Source organism: Streptomyces sp. B5E4, assembly GCF_039871555.1.
GTDB lineage: Bacteria > Actinomycetota > Actinomycetes > Streptomycetales > Streptomycetaceae > Streptomyces.
Genome location: NZ_JBDPMI010000011.1, coordinates 15,482 through 32,974, shown reverse-complemented (window position 1 = coordinate 32,974; position 17,493 = coordinate 15,482). Strand labels below are relative to the sequence as shown.

The following is a 17,493-nucleotide window of genomic DNA, read 5'->3' as shown; positions in this document are numbered from 1 at the left end:
GCAGGCTTGTCGGGCGGAATCAACCAAGACCCCGTCATTCGAGGCCAGTTGCCGGTTACCGCGGGTATCGATCAATACCGGACAGGTCGCCGCGTCGGTCAAATCCGGCTTTGTCTGGCAAATCTTCGGTCGTGCTGTGGCTCGCCTCACGGCACCAACAGGCGTGATTCGCACATCAGTTGACCCACAGTGAGAATTTCCGGTCAACTCCCTACGGTCCGTGCACCCCGTTCCGGCAATCGCCGCCCGGGGCGTGACTCCGCACACAGGTCGCCCGTTGTGCCCAGATGAACACGCACCACGACACCGAGGAGCGACTCGTGCCCCGCATGCTCGAAGTGAGCGACGCCGTACGCGCCGAGATCGGCGACGAGGAGGCGGACCGGCTCGTCGCCGGCGAGTCCGCCCCCGGCACGTACGACTGCACCTCCTGCCGCACCCCCGGCGACTCCGCGCGGGAGCAGACGAGCACCGTGCTCTTCGTGGGCGAGGAGACCGCGGTGCTCGCCTTCGCCCACGCCACCTGCATCCCCTCGCAGGTCGTCCCGGTCTCCGAGGACCAACTGCAGGGCGCCGTACGCTCGATCACCGCGGACGAGGGACCGGCGCAGGCGCACGCCCCCGCGCCCGCCCCCGTGGAGGCGCACGCCCCGGCCGGCCTCGCGCCCGCGGCCTCCCAGGCGCCCCCGGTCCCCGTTCCCGCCGGCGCCGTCGGCTCCCCCGCCGGACTCGCGTCCCCCGCGGCCCCCGCCGCAGCGGCGGCCGGCGGCGACCACGCCGAGGCGCAGGCCGTGCTCGGCGTCACCTGCGGGCTGGTGATGTGCGGCGACGACGCCCGGCCCGCGCTGGTCGTCGAGCCCACCGCGCCCGTCGTCCGGCCCGGCTCCGAGGGCCCCGGCGACGACTTCCTGCCGCTGCTCATCGAGAGCGGCTTCCTGCCCGTGATGGACATGATCAAGCCCCCGGCGCCGGTGACCGGTTGGTCCGTGCTGCTCGTCGCCGGCCAGCTGCACGCCGTGATGCAGCCCGGCACCGCGGGGCAGCCCCCGACCGCCTGGTGGCAGGCGCACCAGCCGCTGCACGTCTCGGACGGCTGGCGGGCCGCCGCGGCGGCGGAGCAGGAGGTGCTGGTGTACGCGGCGCCCGCCGGCGCGATCGGGCGGCAGCCGCGCGAGGACCTGCTCGGCGAGGCGCTGGCGCAGGCGGCCGGGCGCGGGCTGCTCGTCGGCGCGGCGATGCCCCTCACCGGGACCTGATCCGAAACCTGATCGGAGCACCGGTACCTGATCGGAGCAACGTGTACCCGCATCCCTCCGTGCCGCGCCTTCGTTGCACGAGTGTGCACCGATACCACGCGATTCCCGGCATGCGCCCCGCCCACGAGCCCCACGCGGCGGCCCGCCCCTCGGGGACGCCGATCTACGACGCTCTGTTCGCCGAGTACCGCCGGCTCTTCCGGGCGCTGCCCGGGGACCGCTCCGGCGAGGAGCAGCTCCGCTTCGACGCGATCATGAACTCCCGCCCGTCACTGCCGTCCTCCGGGCGGCTGCGGACACACCTGCACGTGCACCGCCACCGCGCGGCCGACGACTAGCCCGGCGGGCCGGCCGTCCCGTGCCGCGTACCCGCTCGGCGCGTACGCGGCACGCGCACCCCTCGGGAGCCGGGGCCGCTACTTCTTGCGGCCCCGCTTCTCCCGCACCCGTACCGAGATCCGGATCGGGCTGCCCTCGAAGCCGAACTCCTCGCGCAGCCGCCGCTCGATGAAGCGCCGGTAGTTCGCCTCGATGAACCCCGAGGCGAAGAGGACGAACCGCGGCGGCCGGGTGCCCGCCTGGGTGCCGAAGAGGATCCGCGGCTGCTTGCCGCCGCGGACCGGGTGCGGCTGTCCGGCCACCAGTTCGCCGAGGAAGGCGTTGAGTCTGCCGGTCGGCACCCGGGCCTCCCAGCCCGCCAGCGCCGTCTCCAGCGCCGGCACCAGCTTCTCCATGTGCCGTCCGGTACGGGCCGAGACGTTGACCCGCGGCGCCCACTGCACCTGCACGAGGTCGCGCTCGATCTCACGCTCCAGATAGAAGCGGCGCTCCTCGTCCAGCAGGTCCCACTTGTTGTACGCGATGACCAGCGCCCGCCCGGCTTCGACGGCCATGGAGATGATCCGGGTGTCCTGCACGGTCAGCGTCTCGCCGGCGTCCACGAGGACGACCGCGACCTCCGCCTTCTCCAGCGCGGCGGCGGTGCGCAGCGAGGCGTAGTAGTCGGCGCCCTCCTGGAGGTGGACGCGCCGCCGGATGCCGGCGGTGTCGACGAAGCGCCAGGTCTTCCCGCCCAGTTCGATCAGCTCGTCCACCGGGTCGCGGGTGGTGCCCGCCACGTCGTCCACGACGACGCGGTCCTCCTTGGCGAGCTTGTTGAGCATCGACGACTTGCCGACGTTCGGCCGCCCGATGAGCGCCACCCGGCGCGGCCCCCCGAGCCCGCCGCCGAACACCTGGCCGGGTGCGTCCGGCAGCACCTCCAGTACCGCGTCGAGCATGTCGCCGGTGCCGCGGCCGTGCAGGGCGGAGACCGGGTGGGGCTCGCCGAGGCCGAGCGACCACAGGTACGTCGCCTCCGCCTCGCCCGACTGCCCGTCGACCTTGTTGGCGCAGAGCACCACCGGCTTGCCGGCCCGGCGCAGCATCTTCACGACGGCCTCGTCGGTGTCCGTGGCGCCCGTCTGGGTGTCCACGACGAAGACCACGGCGTCCGCGGCCTCCACCGCGTACTCGGCCTGCGCCGCCACGGAGGCGTGGATGCCGAGCACGTCCTGCTCCCAGCCGCCGGTGTCGACCACCTTGAAGCGGCGGCCGGCCCAGTCGGCCTCGTACGACACCCGGTCGCGGGTGACGCCCGGCCGGTCCTCCACGACGGCCTCGCGGCGGCCGATGATGCGGTTCACCAGAGTCGACTTGCCGACGTTCGGCCGGCCCACGACGGCCACCACCGGCAGCGGGCCGTGCCCGGCCCGCGCGAGGTCGCCCTCGACCTCGTCGAGGTCGAAGCCCTCCTCGGCGGCCAGCTCCATGAACTCGGCGTACTCGGCGTCGCCCAGCTCCCCGTGCTCGTCGCCGTGGGCCCCGTCGTCCGGGCCCTGCTCCGGGGAGATGCCGGTCTCGCTCATCACGTTCCTCGTCCTTGCGTTCTCGGCCGCGTACGGCCCGGTCGGCCGGGCAGCGGCCTTCAAGTCTGGTCTAGCGGCCGGTGTCGCGCCTGGCGGCGGCCAGGTGCGCGGTCAGCCGGTCCTGGATGCGCAGCGTCGCCTCGTCCATCGCCTTGCGGGTACGCCGCCCGTCCGGCGACCCCGCCTGGAAGGGCTCGCCGAAGACGATGTCGACGTGGGAGCGCACCGGCGGCAGCGCCCTGACCACGCGACTGCGCCGCTCCGCCGTGCCCAGCACCGCGACCGGCACCACCGGGGCGCCGGAGCGCACCGCGAAGTACGCGAGGCCCGCCCGGATCGAGGAGAAGTCGCCCTCTCCCCTGCTGCCCTCCGGGAAGATCCCGAGCACCCCGCCCTCGTCCAGCACGCCCAGCGCGCGGGTGATCGCGCCCCGGTCGACAGTGGTGCGGTCGATGGCCACCTGGCCGATGGTGCGCAGGTACCAGCCTACGATCCCGACGAACGCCTCCTGCTTGATCAGGAAGTGCACCGGCCGCGGCGAGGTGCCCATGAGCAGCGGGCCGTCGACGTTGTGGGAGTGGTTCCCGGCCAGGATCACGGGCCCGCTCGCGGGCATCCGCCAGGCGCCCAGTATCCGCGGCTTGAAGTAGCCGTGCATGACGGGCGCGGACATCCGCCGCCCGACGAGCGCACCCCGTGTCTCCGGCACCGCGCCGGCCGGTTGGGTCACCGACCCTGCTGCTTCTCTTCGACGAGGGTCACGACGCACTGGATGACCTGCTCCAGGGTCAGTTCCGTCGTGTCCACCTCGATGGCGTCCGCGGCCTTGGCGAGCGGCGAGACCTTGCGGCCGGAGTCCGCGGCGTCCCGCCGGGCCAGCGACGCCTTGGTGGCGGCCAGGTCGCGGGCCTCCTTGCCCTTCAGCTCGCCGCTGCGGCGCGCGGCCCGTACCTCTTCCGACGCGGTGAGGAAGATCTTCACGTCCGCGTCCGGCAGCACCGTCGTGCCGATGTCGCGGCCCTCGACCACGATCCCGCCGCTCTTCGCGGACTCGGCCGCGATCGACCGCTGCAGCGCGGTGATCCGCGCCCGTACCTCAGGGACCGCGCTGACGGCGCTGACCGCGGCGGTGACCTCCTGGGTACGGATCGGGCCCGCGGCGTCCGCGCCGTCCACGGTTATCGTGGGCTCCACCGGGTCGGTGCCGGAGACGATCTGCGGCTTCTCCGCGGCGGCGGCGACCGCCGCGGCGTCGGCCACGTCCACGCCGTTGCCCAGCATCCACCAGGCGGCGGCCCGGTACTGGGCGCCGGTGTCGAGGTAGCGCAGCCCGAGCCGGGCGGCGACGGCCCGGGAGGTGCTCGACTTGCCGGTGCCGGCGGGGCCGTCGATGGCGACGATCACGGGGGCCCGCTGGGCCCTGGCAGCGCTGTCCACGGGGCGAACGACACCCTTCCTGAGGTCTACGACGAGGCTGAGCCGAATGTGTGCGGCACCAGGTTACTGCTACCTGCACGGGCCTTGGTCACTGCCTCAGCGGCCACCCGCGCTCCCGCAGCGCGGCGGTGAGCGCGTGCGCGGCCGGCGGCTCGACCATGAGCTGCACCCGCCCCGCCTGCTGGCCCGTGGCGTGCTCGATGCGTACGTCCTCGATGTTGACCCCGGCCGCGCCCGCGTCGGCGAAGATCCGGGCCAGCTCGCCGGGGCGGTCGCCGATGAGCACGGTGACGGTCTCGTAGTCCGCGGGGGCGGCGCCGTGCTTGCCGGGCACCCGCTCGCGGCCGGCGCTGCCGCGGCGCAGCACGTCCTCGATGCCGGCCGCGCCGGTGCGGCGCTTGGCCTCGTCGGCGGCCTGGAGCGCGCGCAGCGCCCGTACCGTCTCGTCGAGGTCGGCGGCGACCTCGGCCAGCACCTCGGCGACCGGGCCCGGGTTGGCGGAGAGGATGTCGATCCACATCGCGGGGTCGGAGGCCGCGATGCGCGTGACGTCCCTGATGCCCTGCCCGCACAGCCGGACCGCGGCCTCCTCGGCGTCCCGGAGCCGGGCCGCGACCATGCTGGAGACGAGCTGCGGGGTGTGCGAGACGAGGGCGACCGCGCGGTCGTGGGCGTCGGCGTCCATCACCACGGGCACGGCGCGGCAGAGCGCGACCAGCTCCAGCGCCAGGTTCAGCACCTCGGTGTCGGTGGTCTCCGCCGGGCTCAGCACCCAGGGGCGGCCCTCGAAGAGCTCCGCGGAGGCGGCCAGCGGTCCGGAGCGCTCGCGGCCGGCCATGGGATGGCTGCCGATGTAGCTCGTGAGGTCGCCGCCCAGCTCCTCCAGGGTGCGGCGGGGACCGCCCTTGACGCTGGCCACGTCGAGGTAGCCGCGGGCCGCGCCGCGGCGCTGGGCGTCGGCGAGGGTGCGGCCGGTGAGCGCGGGCGGCACCGCGACGACGGCGAGGTCGACGGGCCCCGGGGGCGGCCGGTCGGTGCCGGCCCCGAGGGAGGCGGCGGTACGGGCCTGGTCGGCGTCCTCGTCCTGGAGATGGACCGTGACACCTCTGCGGGTCAGCGCCAGGGCGGCGGAGGTGCCGATGAGGCCGGTGCCGATGACGAGGGCGGTACGCACGGCGCAAGGATACGCGGCGGCCGCCCCGGGGAGCGCGGGGAGGCCGCCGGGTGCAGCGCCGCGGTCGTACGGGCGCCGGGGGCCCGCGCCTGCTATGCGCCTACGGGCCTGCCGCCCCCGGCCGTCAGAGCCCGACCTCCTTCATCAGCATCCCGACCTCGGTGTTGGTCAGCCGGCGCAGCCAGCCCGACTTCTGGTCGCCCAGCGCGATCGGGCCGAACCGGGTCCGTACCAGCTTGTCGACGGGGAAACCTGCCTCGGCGAGCATCCGCCGCACGATGTGCTTGCGGCCCTCGTGCAGCACGACCTCGACGAGGTAGTTCTTCCCGGTGTTCTCCACCACCCGGAAGTCGTCCGCCTTGGCGTAGCCGTCGTCGAGCTGGATGCCGTTCCTCAGCCGCTTGCCCAGGTCACGCGGGAGCGGGCCCTGGATCGCGGCGAGGTAGGTCTTCTTCACGCCGTAGCGGGGGTGGGTGAGGCGGTGGGCCAGCTCGCCGTGGTTGGTGAGCAGGATGATGCCCTCGGTCTCGGTGTCCAGGCGGCCGACGTGGAAGAGCCGCGTCTCGCGGTTGTCCACGTAGTCGCCGAGGTTCTGCCGGCCCTCCGGGTCGTCCATCGAGGAGACCACGCCGACGGGCTTGTTGAGGGCGAAGAAGAGATACGACTGCGTGGCCACGGTCAGCCCGTCGACCTTGATCTCGTCCTTCTCCGGGTCGACGCGCAGCCCCTGCTCGGTGACGATGCGCCCGTTGACCTCGACCCGCGCCTGGTCGATCAGCTCCTCGCAGGCGCGCCGCGACCCCATGCCGGCCCGCGCCAGCACCTTCTGCAGCCGCTCGCCCTCGGGCTCGCCGAACGTCTTCGGCAGCGCGCGCGGCGGCTTGGTGTGCCGGGCCCTGGCCCGCTCCTCCAACTGCGCGTCGTACTCGCGGGAGCGCGCGGGCCCGGCGGGAGCACCGCCGCGCCCCCGGCCCCCCTTCCCCGGGCCGCCCGGGCGCTCGCCCTGGGGGGCGCCGGACTTCTCGTACCGCCGCTCCTCGGGGCGGGGACGGCCCCGCTCCTCGGAGCGGGGACGGCCCTGGCGGCGCTGTTGCGCATCGCGTTTGCCGCCCGCCCCCCGGGAGTCGGAGCCCGAAGGCTTCCTGCTGTTCCTGCCGCTGCTTCGCATCTACCGTCAGTCCGTTGGTTGGTCAGGTCTCGTCATCCACGTCGAACGACGGGACGCCCTCCTGGGACTCGCCCTCCACCGCGTCCGCATCCGGGAGGAACGGGGCCAGCTCGGGGAGCTCGTCCAGGCCACGCAGGCCCATCCGCTCCAGGAAGTAGTTCGTCGTCCTATACAGGATCGCACCTGTTCCGTCCTCCGTGCCCGCCTCCGCGATAAGCCCGCGCTGGAGCAGCGTGCGCATGACGCCGTCGCAGTTGACCCCGCGGACGGCGGAGACGCGGGAACGGGAGACCGGCTGGCGGTACGCGACGACCGCGAGGGTCTCCAGCGCGGCCTGGGTGAGGCGGGACTGCTGGCCGTCGAGGACGAAGCCTTCGACGGCGGGCGCGTAGGCGGCGCGGGTGTAGAAGCGCCAGCCGCCGGCGACGTGGCGCAGGTCGAAGCCGCGGCCCTGGACGGTGTACTCGTCGGACAGCTCACGCAGGGCGTCGGCGATCTCGCGGGGGCGGCGGTCGAGGACCTTGGCCAGGTGCTCGGCGGTGACCGGCTCGTCGACGACCATGAGGACGGCTTCGAGGGCGGGACGCAGCGGGAGTCCGGCGGTGGGGCTCGACTCCGTCTCCTCCACCGGCCGGCCGGTCGCCTCTGCCCCCTCGGCCACGTCCGGCCCGTCCGCCTCGTCCGGCACCTTCGGTACGTCAGCCACCGCGTCGCTCATCGCTCGTCCTCGCCTTCGCCTTCGTTCCCGGCGCCCGTGTCCGCGTCTCCGGGCGCCGTGTCGAACTCGTCGGTGACCACCGGCACCACATCCTCCCGCCCCGTCCACCGGACCGTCAGCGGCTCCAGCGCGCCCTCCTGGTCGAGGGCCACGGCCCGCTCCCGGTACAGCTCCAGCAGCGCCAGGAACCGGGCGACGACGGTCAGCGGGTCGGGGGCGTCGGCGATCAGCTCCTGGAAGCCGACCGAGCCGTGCTCGCGCAGCCGGGAGACGACGATCTGGGCCTGTTCCTGGACGCTGACGAGCGGGGCGTGGATGTGGTCGACGTAGACCTGGGGCACGGGCTTGGGCTGCATCGCCTTGACCGCGAGCCGGGCGAAGCCCTCCGGGCCGATGCTGATGACCACCTCGGGCAGCAGCTCCGCGTGGTGCGGTTCCAGCCCGACGGTACGGGGGTGGAGCCGCGACTCCTCCTCCAGCCGGCGGAGGAAGATGCCCGCTATCTCCTTGTACGCGCGGTACTGCAGCAGCCGCGCGAAGAGCAGGTCGCGGGCCTCCAGCAGCGCGAGGTCCTCCTCGTCCTCGACCTCGGCGGCCGGCAGCAGCCGGGCGGCCTTGAGGTCGAGGAGGGTGGCGGCGACGACCAGGAACTCGGTGGTCTGGTCGAGGTCCCAGTCGGGGCCCATGGCGCGGATGTGGGCCATGAAGTCGTCGGTGACGCGGTGCAGGGAGACCTCGGTGACGTCCAGCTTGTGCTTGGAGATGAGCTGGAGGAGGAGGTCGAAGGGCCCCTCGAAGTTGGCGAGCCGGACCCGGAAGGCACCGTCGCCGGGATCGCCGTCGCCGGTCCCGGAGGCGGACTCCTGGGCGCTGTCCGGGCCGGCGACGGGGGCGGGCCCCGGGGTGCCGCCCGGGCCGGGGACGGGGCCGGAGCCCGGGGCGGGATCGGGCCCGCGGTCGGGTCGGGGCCCGCGGTCGGACTCGGGCCCGCGGTCGGGTCGGGGCTCGCGGTCGGACTCGGGCCCGCCGTCGGGTCCGGGGTCCGGTTCCTCGGCGGGGTCCGCGCCGCCGGGTCCTGCCGGTGCCGGCTCGGTCTCCGGCTCGGGTTCTGGGTCGGGCGAGCCCGGCGTGGGGCTCGGCTCGTCGGGCCGCGGGGCGGGGCCCGGGATCGGCACCGGCGGCCCCGGCACGGGCACCGGGTCCGGCTGCGGCAGGGGCATCGGTTCGGGGTACGGCTCGTGCACCGGATCCGGTTCCACGGGCCGCGGAGCGGGCTTGGTGGGCGTCGCGGCGCCCCCGGGGCCGCGACCGAGGGAGCGCCGGGCGGTACGCGCGGGGCGCTGCGGGTCGTCGTGCCTGTCGTCCATCGCTCGCAGCGTATCGCTCGGAGCGGTGCCCGCCGGGTTGCCGTGAACGGCGGGGCGGCGCCCGGATCGTCCGCCGCGCGCCTTCGGGCCGGCGCGGCCGGGACGTACGGGCGCGGGGGTCAGCGGCCGCGCAGGCGGCGTACGAGGATGCTCGCGTCCCCGCGGGACTCCAGGTCGGCCAGCACCACCGCGACGGCCTCGCGGACGATCCGGCCGCGGTCCACCGCCAGGCCGTGGTCGCCGCGGAGCACGAGCCGGGCGTGCTCCAGGTCCATCAGCTCCTCGGCGGAGACGTAGACCGTGATCTTCTCGTCGTGCCGCTCCCGGCCGCTGGGCCGGCGCGCCGCGCCGCGGCCCCGGCCGCGCCGGGGCTGGGCCGCCGCGGCCGAACCGCCGCTCTGCCGTGCGGACTTCCGCGCCGGGGCCGCCGGCTCCCGCTCGCCCTGCCGGGCCCGCCCGCCGGGGGTCGCCTCGGCGCCGGCCTCCCGGCCGCCGTGCTCCGTCGCCTCGGGGTCCCGCCGGGCCGTGGGGGCGGCCGGGGTGCGCGGGCCGCCCGGAGCAGCCGGGCCGGCCTGGCCGCCGGTGCCCGTGCGGGCCCGTGCGTCCTCGCCCGTACCGCCGGAGCCGCCCGCGTCCGCCGCGCCCGCCTCCTCGGCGTCCGCGCCGGGCTCCGCCTCCTGCTCTGCCGTCGCGGCCTCCGCGTCGCCCTCGCGGCTCTGCGCGGGCACGCGCGGACCGCCGCCGGGCGCCTCGCCGTTGGCCCGCTGCCGGTCCGACTGCGGTGTGGACGACTGGAGCGCGGTCCCCCCGGTGGTGCGGAAAAGCTCGTCGGCCCCGGGCAGGCTCACTCGGCGTGGCACCGGGCGAGCACCTCCCTGGCGAGCTGACGGTAGGCGGCCGCGCCCACGGAGTTGGAGGCGTACGAGGTGATGGGCTCGCCGGCGACGGTGGTCTCGGGGAACCGGACGGTGCGCCCGATGACCGTGTGGTAGACGTGGTCGTCGAAGGCCTCGACGACGCGCGCCAGCACCTCACGGCTGTGCACCGTCCGCGAGTCGTACATCGTGGCGAGGATGCCGTCCAGCTCCAGGTCGGGGTTGAGCCGCTCCTGGACCTTCTCGATCGTCTCGGTGAGCAGCGCGACGCCGCGCAGCGCGAAGAACTCGCACTCCAGCGGCACGATCACCTTGTGCGCCGCGGTCAGTGCGTTGACCGTGAGCAGACCCAGCGACGGCTGGCAGTCGATGACGACGTAGTCGTACTCGGGCAGCAGCGGCTTCAGCGCGCGCTGCAGCGTCTGCTCCCGCGCCACCTCGCTCACCAACTGCACCTCGGCGGCGGAGAGATCGATGTTGCTGGGCAGCAGGTCCATGTTGGGCACGGCCGTCTTGAGCAGCACCTCGTCGGCCGACATGCCCCGCTCCATGAGCAGGTTGTAGACCGTGAGGTCCAGCTCCATCGGGTTGACCCCGAGGCCGACGGAGAGCGCGCCCTGCGGGTCGAAGTCCACGAGCAGCACGCGGCGGCCGTACTCGGCCAGCGCCGCGCCCAGGTTGATGGCCGACGTGGTCTTGCCGACGCCGCCCTTCTGGTTGCACATGGCGATGACCTTCGCCGGGCCGTGGTCGGTGACCGGGCCCGGGATGGGGAAGTACGGCAGCGGGCGGCCCGTGGGACCGATGCGCTCCCGGCGCTGCCGGGCGGCGTCCGGGGCGAGCGTCGCGGCGTACTCGGGATCCGGCTCGTAGTCCGCGTCCGGATCGTAGAAGTGACCTTCTGACAGGTCCTCGAAGTCGGAGGTGGCGGATGCGGCGAGACGTGTGGTGTCCTCGCCGCCGCTGTGGCTGCCGGTCATGGCGTTCACGTGATGACCGTCCATGCTCTGGTATACGTTTCCGCCCTGGTGTGCGTGTGCCGAGAAGGTGTGGACGGCGACGGAGCCGACAGGCGCCTCCACCCCCGAGGGACCGTGGCCCCGCGCAGGCGTGCCTGGACGACCACCCCCGGGAGCAAATGTCGACTCATTCACAAGTCGTCCTACCTCCTTGGTGACCAGGGCACTTCTCGATTGGTCAGCGTGGCACCATGCCGACGATTGGCGACTCTATGGCGTGTCGGGGTCCCGCAGCAACACAATCCCGCAGACAGAGCACGATGTGTCAGGTGTGGAACACCACTTCGGGCGCCCTTTGCGGCGGCACGGCGGCCGGCCGAACCGCTGGTGACAAGGTTCGGCCGGTGAACCGGAGTTGACGGTGTCGCCGATGTGGTCGATACGCCGCCCACCCGCGCGAAATCAGCCAAGTACGCGCGCGAGTTCGGCCGCCGGAAGACCGTGCGCTTCCGCCACGGGACCGTAAACGACCTGGCCTTCGTGGGTGTTGAGGCCGAGCGCGAGCGCCGGATCGCCGCGCAGCGCGGCCCGCCAGCCGAGATTCGCGAGCTTGACGATGTACGGCAGGGTGGCGTTGGTCAGCGCGTACGTCGACGTGTTGGGCACCGCGCCGGGCATGTTGGCGACGCAGTAGAAGACCGAGTCGTGCACCTGGAAGGTCGGCTCCGCGTGCGTGGTCGGACGGGAATCCGCGAAGCAGCCGCCCTGATCGATCGCGATGTCGACAAGGACACTTCCCGGCTTCATCCGCGACACCAGGTCGTTGTCGACGAGCTTGGGCGCCTTCGCGCCCGGGATGAGCACCGCGCCGATCACCAGGTCGGCCTCCACGACGGCCTGCCCGAGGGCGTAGGCGTTGGAGGCGAGGGTGCGCACCTTCGTGCCGAAGACCTTGTCCGCCTCGCGCAGCTTGCGGACGTCGGTGTCGAGCAGCGTGACATGGAAGCCCATGCCCACGGCGATCTGCGTGGCGTTCCAGCCGGAGACGCCGCCGCCGACCACGACGGCCTGCCCCGGCACCACGCCGGGCACGCCGCCCGGCAGCACGCCGCGGCCGCCCTGCGAGCGCATCAGGTGGTACGCCCCGACCTGGGGCGCGAGCCGGCCGGCCACCTCCGACATCGGGGCGAGCAGCGGCAGTTGCCGGTCGGCGGCCTCCACCGTCTCGTACGCGATGGCGGTGGTGCCGGACTCCAGCAGCGCGTCGGTGCACGGGCGGGAGGCCGCGAGGTGGAGGTAGGTGAAGAGCACCTGGCCCTTGCGGAGGCGGTGGTACTCCTCCGCGATCGGCTCCTTGACCTTCAGCACCAGGTCCGCCGCGGCCCACACGTCGTCGGCCGTGGGCAGGATCTCCGCCCCGGCGGCGACGTACTCCTCGTCGGGGATGGACGAGCCGAGGCCCGCGCCCTGCTCCACGACGACGTCGTGGCGGTGGCGGACCAGCTCGTGCACTCCGGCGGGCGTGATGGCCACCCGGAACTCGTTGTTCTTGACCTCGCGTGGAATGCCGACCTTCACGATGGATCACGGTCCTTGGGGTGAGGGGAACTCGTCAGGCCCCGGTCGGGGTGCCCGCCGCGGCTTGGCCATTCTTAATGAAGGAATCCTCTGAGTCCAGCCTTTGAAACAGGCAGATTTCTGCGATGTGTCGATGGATTCACAGGTCCGCGGCGGCCTGTCGGGGCGCCTGTCCCGCCTTCGGGCTCTCCTCGGCGGCGGCCTTCCCGCCCTTCTCGGGGACGGTCTCCGCGGCGGCCTCCACGGGCTGCAGCACCGGTTCCGCGGGGTCCTCCGGAACGGTCCCGGGGCCGGCCCCGGGGGTACCTTCTCCGTCTCCCGGAGCGGCACCGTCCGATCCCCCCGGCCCCGCGGCGGGCTCCGGTGCGGGCTTCGCGGCGGGGCCGGCCGCGGCCGCGGGCCCCGGGGTGTCCGTACGTTCCGCTTCCGGCTCCGCTACGGCCACGGCGGCCGGCATCGCGGCCGCCTCCGGGACCTGCTCCGCCAGCCGCCCCGCCGCCGCCCGGTGCAGCTCCGCCGCCTCCGGGTCGCCCACGCCGTCGACGAGGTCCGCCAGCCGCAGCTGCACCGCCGCCCGCAGCGCGGTGTCGCGCGAGAGCCGCGCTGCGTCCATCGCGCGCGTGCACGTCCTGATGGCCTCCCGCGGACGCCCCGCGTACTGCTGCACCCGCGCCACCTCCCCCAGCGCCCGCGCGTGCCCGCCGACGTCCCCGAGCCTGCGGTGGGCCGCCGCCGCCGCGCGCCACTCGCGCAGCGCCCAGCCCCAGGCCCCGGCGTACGTGTGCACCGCACCCAGCCGCGCCCGCAGCCGCGCCTCGTCGGCCAGTTCGCCGCGCGTCTGCCGCATTGCCAGCGCCCGCCCGAACCAGTCCGCCGCCCGGCCCCAGTCCCGTAGCTCCTGGTACGCCGCGCCGACCGACTCCAGCGCCCGTCCCACCGGCTGCGGATCCCGCACCTCGCGCGCCGCCGCCAGCGCCCCCTGGTACCGCCCCAGCGCCTCCCAGGGCCGCTCCGCGCGCAGGTCCAGGTCGCCGAGGTTGAGCAGCGCCGCCGCCTTCTCCCGCACCAGTCCGCGCCGCTCGGCGACGCCCAGCACCAGCTCGTGCAGCCGGTACTGCTCGGGGGCGGCCTCCGCCTCGTCCCGGTGCGCTCCCAGGGCCCGCGACAGCGCGGCGACCAGCCGTCGCGCCAGCGTGTCCAGCTCCCCGTCGGCGACCGCGATCCGGGCCGCCGCCAGCAGCGACGGCAGCCGGGTGCGCAGCCACGCGGCGGCGGCCTCGGGCGACGCGAAGCGCAGCGCCCGCGGCAGCCCCGCGAGCCGGGTGTGCACCGCGGCGCCGGGCGGTTCCGTGACGGCGCGGCACGACTGCAGCAGGCGGACGTACCGCTCCAGCATCCGGGCGCGGGCGAGCCGCATCTCCTCCCGGCCCACGCCCGCCTCCAGCAGCCCGAGCAGCAGCGGCTGCAGACAGCCGGGCACCTCGTACTGCGGGAGGCTCGCCTCGTCCGGCCGGGGCACCTCGCGCAGCAGGCCCTGGCCCGCGCAGTCCGCGAGCGCGGTGCGGGCCGCGGCGACGGTGCAGCCGGCGAGCGCCGAAGCGGAGTGGGCGTCGACGACGCCGGCGGGCGCCAGCGGCAGCAGCCGCAGCAGTTCCGCGACCGACCGCGGCAGCGATTCGTATACGAGCCGGAACGCCCGCGCCAGCGCCTTCGGCGCGGACGGCCGCCCGGCGGATCCCTCGGTGCTGTCGCCCTTGCGGCGCACCTCCCGTACCGCGTCGGCGACGCACGCCTGCGGGTGCCCGGCGAGCCAGCCGCCGGCGAGCACCAGCGCCGCGGGGTGGCCGGCGCACTCCTCGGCCAGCACATGCGTGGCCTCGGGGTCACAGGCGATGCGCGTCTCCCCCGCGTACGAGGCGATCAGCGCCAGCGCCGCCGCGGGCTCCAGCCCGCCCAGGGTGCACGGCCGGACGTCCGGCACGCCCTTCAGCGGGCCCTCGGCGACGGCGACGACGAGGCAGTCACGGGACTCCGGGACCAGTTCGAGAAGCTGCTCGGGGTCGGTGACGTCGTCGAGGACGAGCAGCGCCGAACGCTCGGCCAGCGCGGCGCGCAGCTCCCCGGCGAGGTGGTCCGGGCCCGCCCCCGCGACCGGCGGGACGCCGAGGGCGTCGAGGAGGTCGCGTACGGCCCGCTCCAGCGGGATGGCCTCGCCGCCGGGTCCGGAGAGCCGTGCGGTGTGCACGCCGCCGGGGTAGTCGTCCGCGACCCCGCGGGCCAGCTCGGCGGCGAGCGCGCTGCGTCCGGAGCCCGGCCGCCCGGCGATGAGCAGCACCCGGCCGCGCGGGGCGGGGCGGCCCGCGAGGGTGTCGAGCCCGGCGCGGGCGATGTCGGCGCGCAGGGCGTCTAGCTCGCGGGTCCTGCCGACGAACCGGTGGGGGGCGGCCTGTTCCGTCACGCCGGTGAGCGTAATTCACCCAGCGTGAAGGTCGGGTCACGTGACGGCACATGGCCGAACGCCGGAACGAAAATCACCGCATCGGATCAACCGCCCGGCGGCCCCCACCGGCACCGCTCAGGGCGTGAACGGGCGGGCCGGCCAGGGGGCTTCCGCCGGACGCAGCGCGTCGAGACCGCCGTCCGCGCGCGCCGCCTGGAGAGCCAGCACGCCCAGCATCAGGCAGTTGTTGTGCAGTTCCCCGGCGAGGGCGCCGCGCACCAGGTCGGCCACCGGCACGCGGTCGAGCGCGAGGTCCAGCTCCTCGCCGTGGGCGGCGTAGCGCTCGCCCTCGGCCTCGGTCACGCCGCGGGCGAGGAAGACGCGCACGGCCTCGTCGCAGCCGCCCGGCGTGGTGTAGACGTCGACGAGCACGCGCCAGTCGTCGGCCCGGAGGTGCGCCTCCTCGTACAGCTCGCGCCGGGCCGCGCTCAGCGGGTTCTCGCCGGGCACGTCCAGGAGCCCCGCGGGGATCTCCCAGAGCTTGTGCCGTACGGGGTGGCGGTACTGGTTGAGCACCAGCACGCGGTCGTCGTCGTCGAGGGCGAGGATGGCGACCGAGCCGGGGTGGACCTGGTAGTCGCGGCGGGCCACGGTGCCGTCGGGCATCACCACGTCGTCCGTGCGCACGGCGGTCTTGGCGCCCTTGAACGGCATCTCGGAGGCGACGACCTCCCACTCGGCCGCCGTGTCCTTCAACTGCTCCGCCATCACTTGCCCCCCTCGCGCACGGCGGTCACCGGCTTCTGCGCACCGGCGTGCGAGCCCTGCGGGCCGGCTTGCTGCTGCACGCCGCCCTGCTGCTGTGCTCCCGGCTGCTTCGCCGCCTCCTGTCCGGCCCCTTCCTCTCCGGCCCCTTCCTGTCCGGCCCCTTCCTGTCTGGCGACGGATGCCTTCACGAGCCCGGCGAACAGCGGGTGCGGCCGGGTGGGCCGCGAGCGCAGCTCGGGGTGGGCCTGGGTGGAGACCAGGTACGGGTGGACCTCGCGCGGATACTCGACGTACTCCACGAGCTTGTTGTCCGGGGAGGTGCCGGAGAACGAGAGGCCGGCCTTCTTCTCCAGCTCGCTGCGGTAGGAGTTGTTGACCTCGTAACGGTGCCGGTGGCGCTCCTCGACGTACGGCTGGTCCGCGTACGCCTCCCGTACCACCGAGCCCTCCGCCAGCTTGGCCGGGTAGAGGCCCAGGCGCATCGTGCCGCCCATGTCGCCCTCGCCCGCGACGATGTCGAGCTGCTCCTCCATGGTGGAGATCACCGGGTCGGCGGCGGCCTGGTCGAACTCCGTGGAGTTCGCGCCCGTGATGCCCGCGAGGTTCCGCGCCGCCTCGATGACGATGCAGTGCAGGCCGAGACAGATGCCGAGCAGCGGCACCCGGTTCTCCCGGGCGTAGGTGATCGCGCCGATCTTGCCCTCGACGCCGCGCTCGCCGAAGCCGCCGGGGACGACGATGCCGTCCACGTCCCCGAGGTGCTTGCGGGCGCCCTGCGGCGTGCGGCAGTCGTCGGACGTGACCCATTTGATCTTGGCGCGGGCGTTGTTGGCGAAGCCGCCGGCGCGGATCGCCTCGGTGACCGACAGATAGGCGTCGGGCAGGTCGATGTACTTGCCGACGAGCGCGATCGTCACCTCGTGCGCCGGCTCGTGCACGCGCCGCAGCAGGTCGTCCCACTCGGTCCAGTCCACGTCCCGGAACGGCAGGTCCAGCTTGCGGACGACGTAGGCGTCCAGGCCCTCCGCGTGCAGCACCTTGGGGATGTCGTAGATCGACTTGGCGTCGATGGCGGCGACGACGGCGGCCTCGTCGACGTCACACATGAGCGAGATCTTCCGCTTGATCGCCGCCGGCACCTCGCGGTCCGCGCGCAGCACGATCGCGTCGGGCTGGATGCCGATGCTGCGCAGCGCGGCGACCGAGTGCTGCGTCGGCTTGGTCTTCAGCTCGCCGGACGGGCCGATGTAGGGCAGCAGCGAGATGTGGACGACGAACACGTTGTCCCGGCCGACCTCGTGCCGCACCTGGCGGACGGCCTCCAGGAACGGCAGCGACTCGATGTCGCCGACGGTGCCGCCGACTTCCGTGATCACCACGTCCACGTCGTCGGAGGACATCCGCCGGATCCGGGACTTGATCTCGTTGGTGATGTGCGGGATCACCTGCACCGTGTCCCCCAGGTACTCGCCGCGGCGCTCCTTGGCGATCACCGTGGAGTAGACCTGGCCGGTGGTGACGTTCGCCGAGCCGTCGAGGTCCACGTCGAGGAAGCGCTCGTAGTGCCCGATGTCGAGGTCGGTCTCGGCGCCGTCGTTGGTGACGAAGACCTCGCCGTGCTGGAAGGGGTTCATGGTGCCGGGGTCGACGTTCAGATACGGGTCGAGCTTCTGCATCGTGACCCGCAGCCCGCGGGCCTTGAGCAGCGCGCCGAGGCTGGAGGCGGTGAGCCCCTTGCCGAGCGAGGAGGCGACGCCTCCCGTGACGAAGATGTGCTTTGACGTCGTGGATGGCATGGCCAAGAGGGGCTCCCGTGGTCGCTGACGAGGTGCGTGGCGGGGTGCCC

The 17,493-nt window shown here is 74.1% G+C and carries 15 protein-coding genes; 2 read left to right on the top strand and 13 right to left on the bottom strand.

What is annotated here, in order from left to right; genetic code table 11:
- Positions 1-287: 287 nt before the first annotated feature.
- Positions 288-1,256, top strand: coding sequence for a hypothetical protein (locus ABGA99_RS16590; RefSeq protein WP_347578763.1), 969 nt, complete (start codon positions 288-290; stop codon positions 1,254-1,256).
- 110 nt (positions 1,257-1,366) lie between these two features.
- Positions 1,367-1,594: a hypothetical protein gene (locus tag ABGA99_RS16585; protein WP_347578798.1), complete on the top strand. Its 228-nt coding sequence runs from the start codon at positions 1,367-1,369 to the stop codon at positions 1,592-1,594.
- A gap of 78 nt (positions 1,595-1,672) precedes the next feature.
- Here the strand turns inward: ABGA99_RS16585 and der are convergent, their stop codons facing one another.
- The 13 genes from der to ABGA99_RS16520 all read right to left on the bottom strand — a co-directional run bounded on the left by der (position 1,673) and on the right by ABGA99_RS16520 (position 17,443).
- Positions 1,673-3,163, bottom strand: a complete 1,491-nt coding sequence (der, locus tag ABGA99_RS16580; RefSeq protein ID WP_347578764.1) for a ribosome biogenesis GTPase Der — start codon at positions 3,161-3,163, stop codon at positions 1,673-1,675.
- A 70-nt stretch (positions 3,164-3,233) separates the two neighbouring features.
- Entirely contained in the window at positions 3,234-3,836 is a 603-nt protein-coding gene (locus ABGA99_RS16575; protein ID WP_347578794.1) for a lysophospholipid acyltransferase family protein, read from the bottom strand.
- A 53-nt stretch (positions 3,837-3,889) separates the two neighbouring features.
- A complete protein-coding gene (cmk, locus tag ABGA99_RS16570) occupies positions 3,890-4,600 on the bottom strand; it encodes a (d)CMP kinase (RefSeq protein WP_347578765.1) in 711 nt (236 codons plus the stop codon).
- An 88-nt stretch (positions 4,601-4,688) separates the two neighbouring features.
- Positions 4,689-5,774, bottom strand: a complete 1,086-nt coding sequence (locus tag ABGA99_RS16565) for a prephenate dehydrogenase (RefSeq protein WP_347578766.1) — start codon at positions 5,772-5,774, stop codon at positions 4,689-4,691.
- A gap of 124 nt (positions 5,775-5,898) precedes the next feature.
- Entirely contained in the window at positions 5,899-6,942 is a 1,044-nt protein-coding gene (locus ABGA99_RS16560) for a pseudouridine synthase (protein ID WP_347578767.1), read from the bottom strand.
- A 22-nt stretch (positions 6,943-6,964) separates the two neighbouring features.
- A complete protein-coding gene (scpB, locus tag ABGA99_RS16555) occupies positions 6,965-7,660 on the bottom strand; it encodes an SMC-Scp complex subunit ScpB (protein WP_347578768.1) in 696 nt (231 codons plus the stop codon).
- Complete coding sequence (locus ABGA99_RS16550; protein ID WP_347582898.1) at positions 7,657-9,027, bottom strand: segregation/condensation protein A; 1,371 nt, start codon at positions 9,025-9,027, stop codon at positions 7,657-7,659. The genes scpB and ABGA99_RS16550 overlap by 4 nt, the downstream gene beginning before the upstream one ends.
- A 119-nt stretch (positions 9,028-9,146) precedes the next feature.
- A complete protein-coding gene (locus tag ABGA99_RS16545) occupies positions 9,147-9,875 on the bottom strand; it encodes a hypothetical protein (protein ID WP_347582943.1) in 729 nt (242 codons plus the stop codon).
- Positions 9,872-11,056, bottom strand: a complete 1,185-nt coding sequence (locus ABGA99_RS16540) for a ParA family protein (RefSeq protein ID WP_347578771.1) — start codon at positions 11,054-11,056, stop codon at positions 9,872-9,874. Before ABGA99_RS16540 ends, ABGA99_RS16545 begins: the two co-directional genes overlap by 4 nt.
- A 267-nt stretch (positions 11,057-11,323) precedes the next feature.
- Complete coding sequence (gene ald, locus ABGA99_RS16535; protein ID WP_347578772.1) at positions 11,324-12,439, bottom strand: alanine dehydrogenase; 1,116 nt, start codon at positions 12,437-12,439, stop codon at positions 11,324-11,326.
- 139 nt (positions 12,440-12,578) lie between these two features.
- Positions 12,579-14,897: a tetratricopeptide repeat protein gene (locus tag ABGA99_RS16530; protein WP_347578773.1), complete on the bottom strand. Its 2,319-nt coding sequence runs from the start codon at positions 14,895-14,897 to the stop codon at positions 12,579-12,581.
- 117 nt (positions 14,898-15,014) lie between these two features.
- Positions 15,015-15,647 (bottom strand): NUDIX hydrolase, encoded by a 633-nt coding sequence (locus ABGA99_RS16525; protein ID WP_347578774.1) that lies wholly within the window; start codon positions 15,645-15,647, stop codon positions 15,015-15,017.
- Positions 15,647-17,443 carry a CTP synthase gene (locus tag ABGA99_RS16520; RefSeq protein WP_347582942.1) on the bottom strand — a complete coding sequence of 599 codons (1,797 nt, stop codon included), beginning with the start codon at positions 17,441-17,443 and terminating at the stop codon, positions 15,647-15,649. Before ABGA99_RS16520 ends, ABGA99_RS16525 begins: the two co-directional genes overlap by 1 nt.
- Positions 17,444-17,493 lie beyond the last annotated feature (50 nt).

Bases quoted from the DNA above. Each gene is read 5' to 3' on its own strand.
- ABGA99_RS16590 (WP_347578763.1), top strand. From the start codon at position 288: ATGAACACGCACCACGACACCGAGGAGCGACTCGTGCCCCGCATGCTC.
- ABGA99_RS16585 (WP_347578798.1), top strand. From the start codon at position 1,367: ATGCGCCCCGCCCACGAGCCCCACGCGGCGGCCCGCCCCTCGGGGACG.
- der (WP_347578764.1), bottom strand. From the start codon at position 3,163: ATGAGCGAGACCGGCATCTCCCCGGAGCAGGGCCCGGACGACGGGGCC.
- ABGA99_RS16575 (WP_347578794.1), bottom strand. From the start codon at position 3,836: ATGTCCGCGCCCGTCATGCACGGCTACTTCAAGCCGCGGATACTGGGC.
- ABGA99_RS16560 (WP_347578767.1), bottom strand. From the start codon at position 6,942: ATGCGAAGCAGCGGCAGGAACAGCAGGAAGCCTTCGGGCTCCGACTCC.
- scpB (WP_347578768.1), bottom strand. From the start codon at position 7,660: ATGAGCGACGCGGTGGCTGACGTACCGAAGGTGCCGGACGAGGCGGAC.
- ABGA99_RS16550 (WP_347582898.1), bottom strand. From the start codon at position 9,027: ATGGACGACAGGCACGACGACCCGCAGCGCCCCGCGCGTACCGCCCGG.
- ABGA99_RS16525 (WP_347578774.1), bottom strand. From the start codon at position 15,647: ATGGCGGAGCAGTTGAAGGACACGGCGGCCGAGTGGGAGGTCGTCGCC.
- ABGA99_RS16520 (WP_347582942.1), bottom strand. From the start codon at position 17,443: ATGCCATCCACGACGTCAAAGCACATCTTCGTCACGGGAGGCGTCGCC.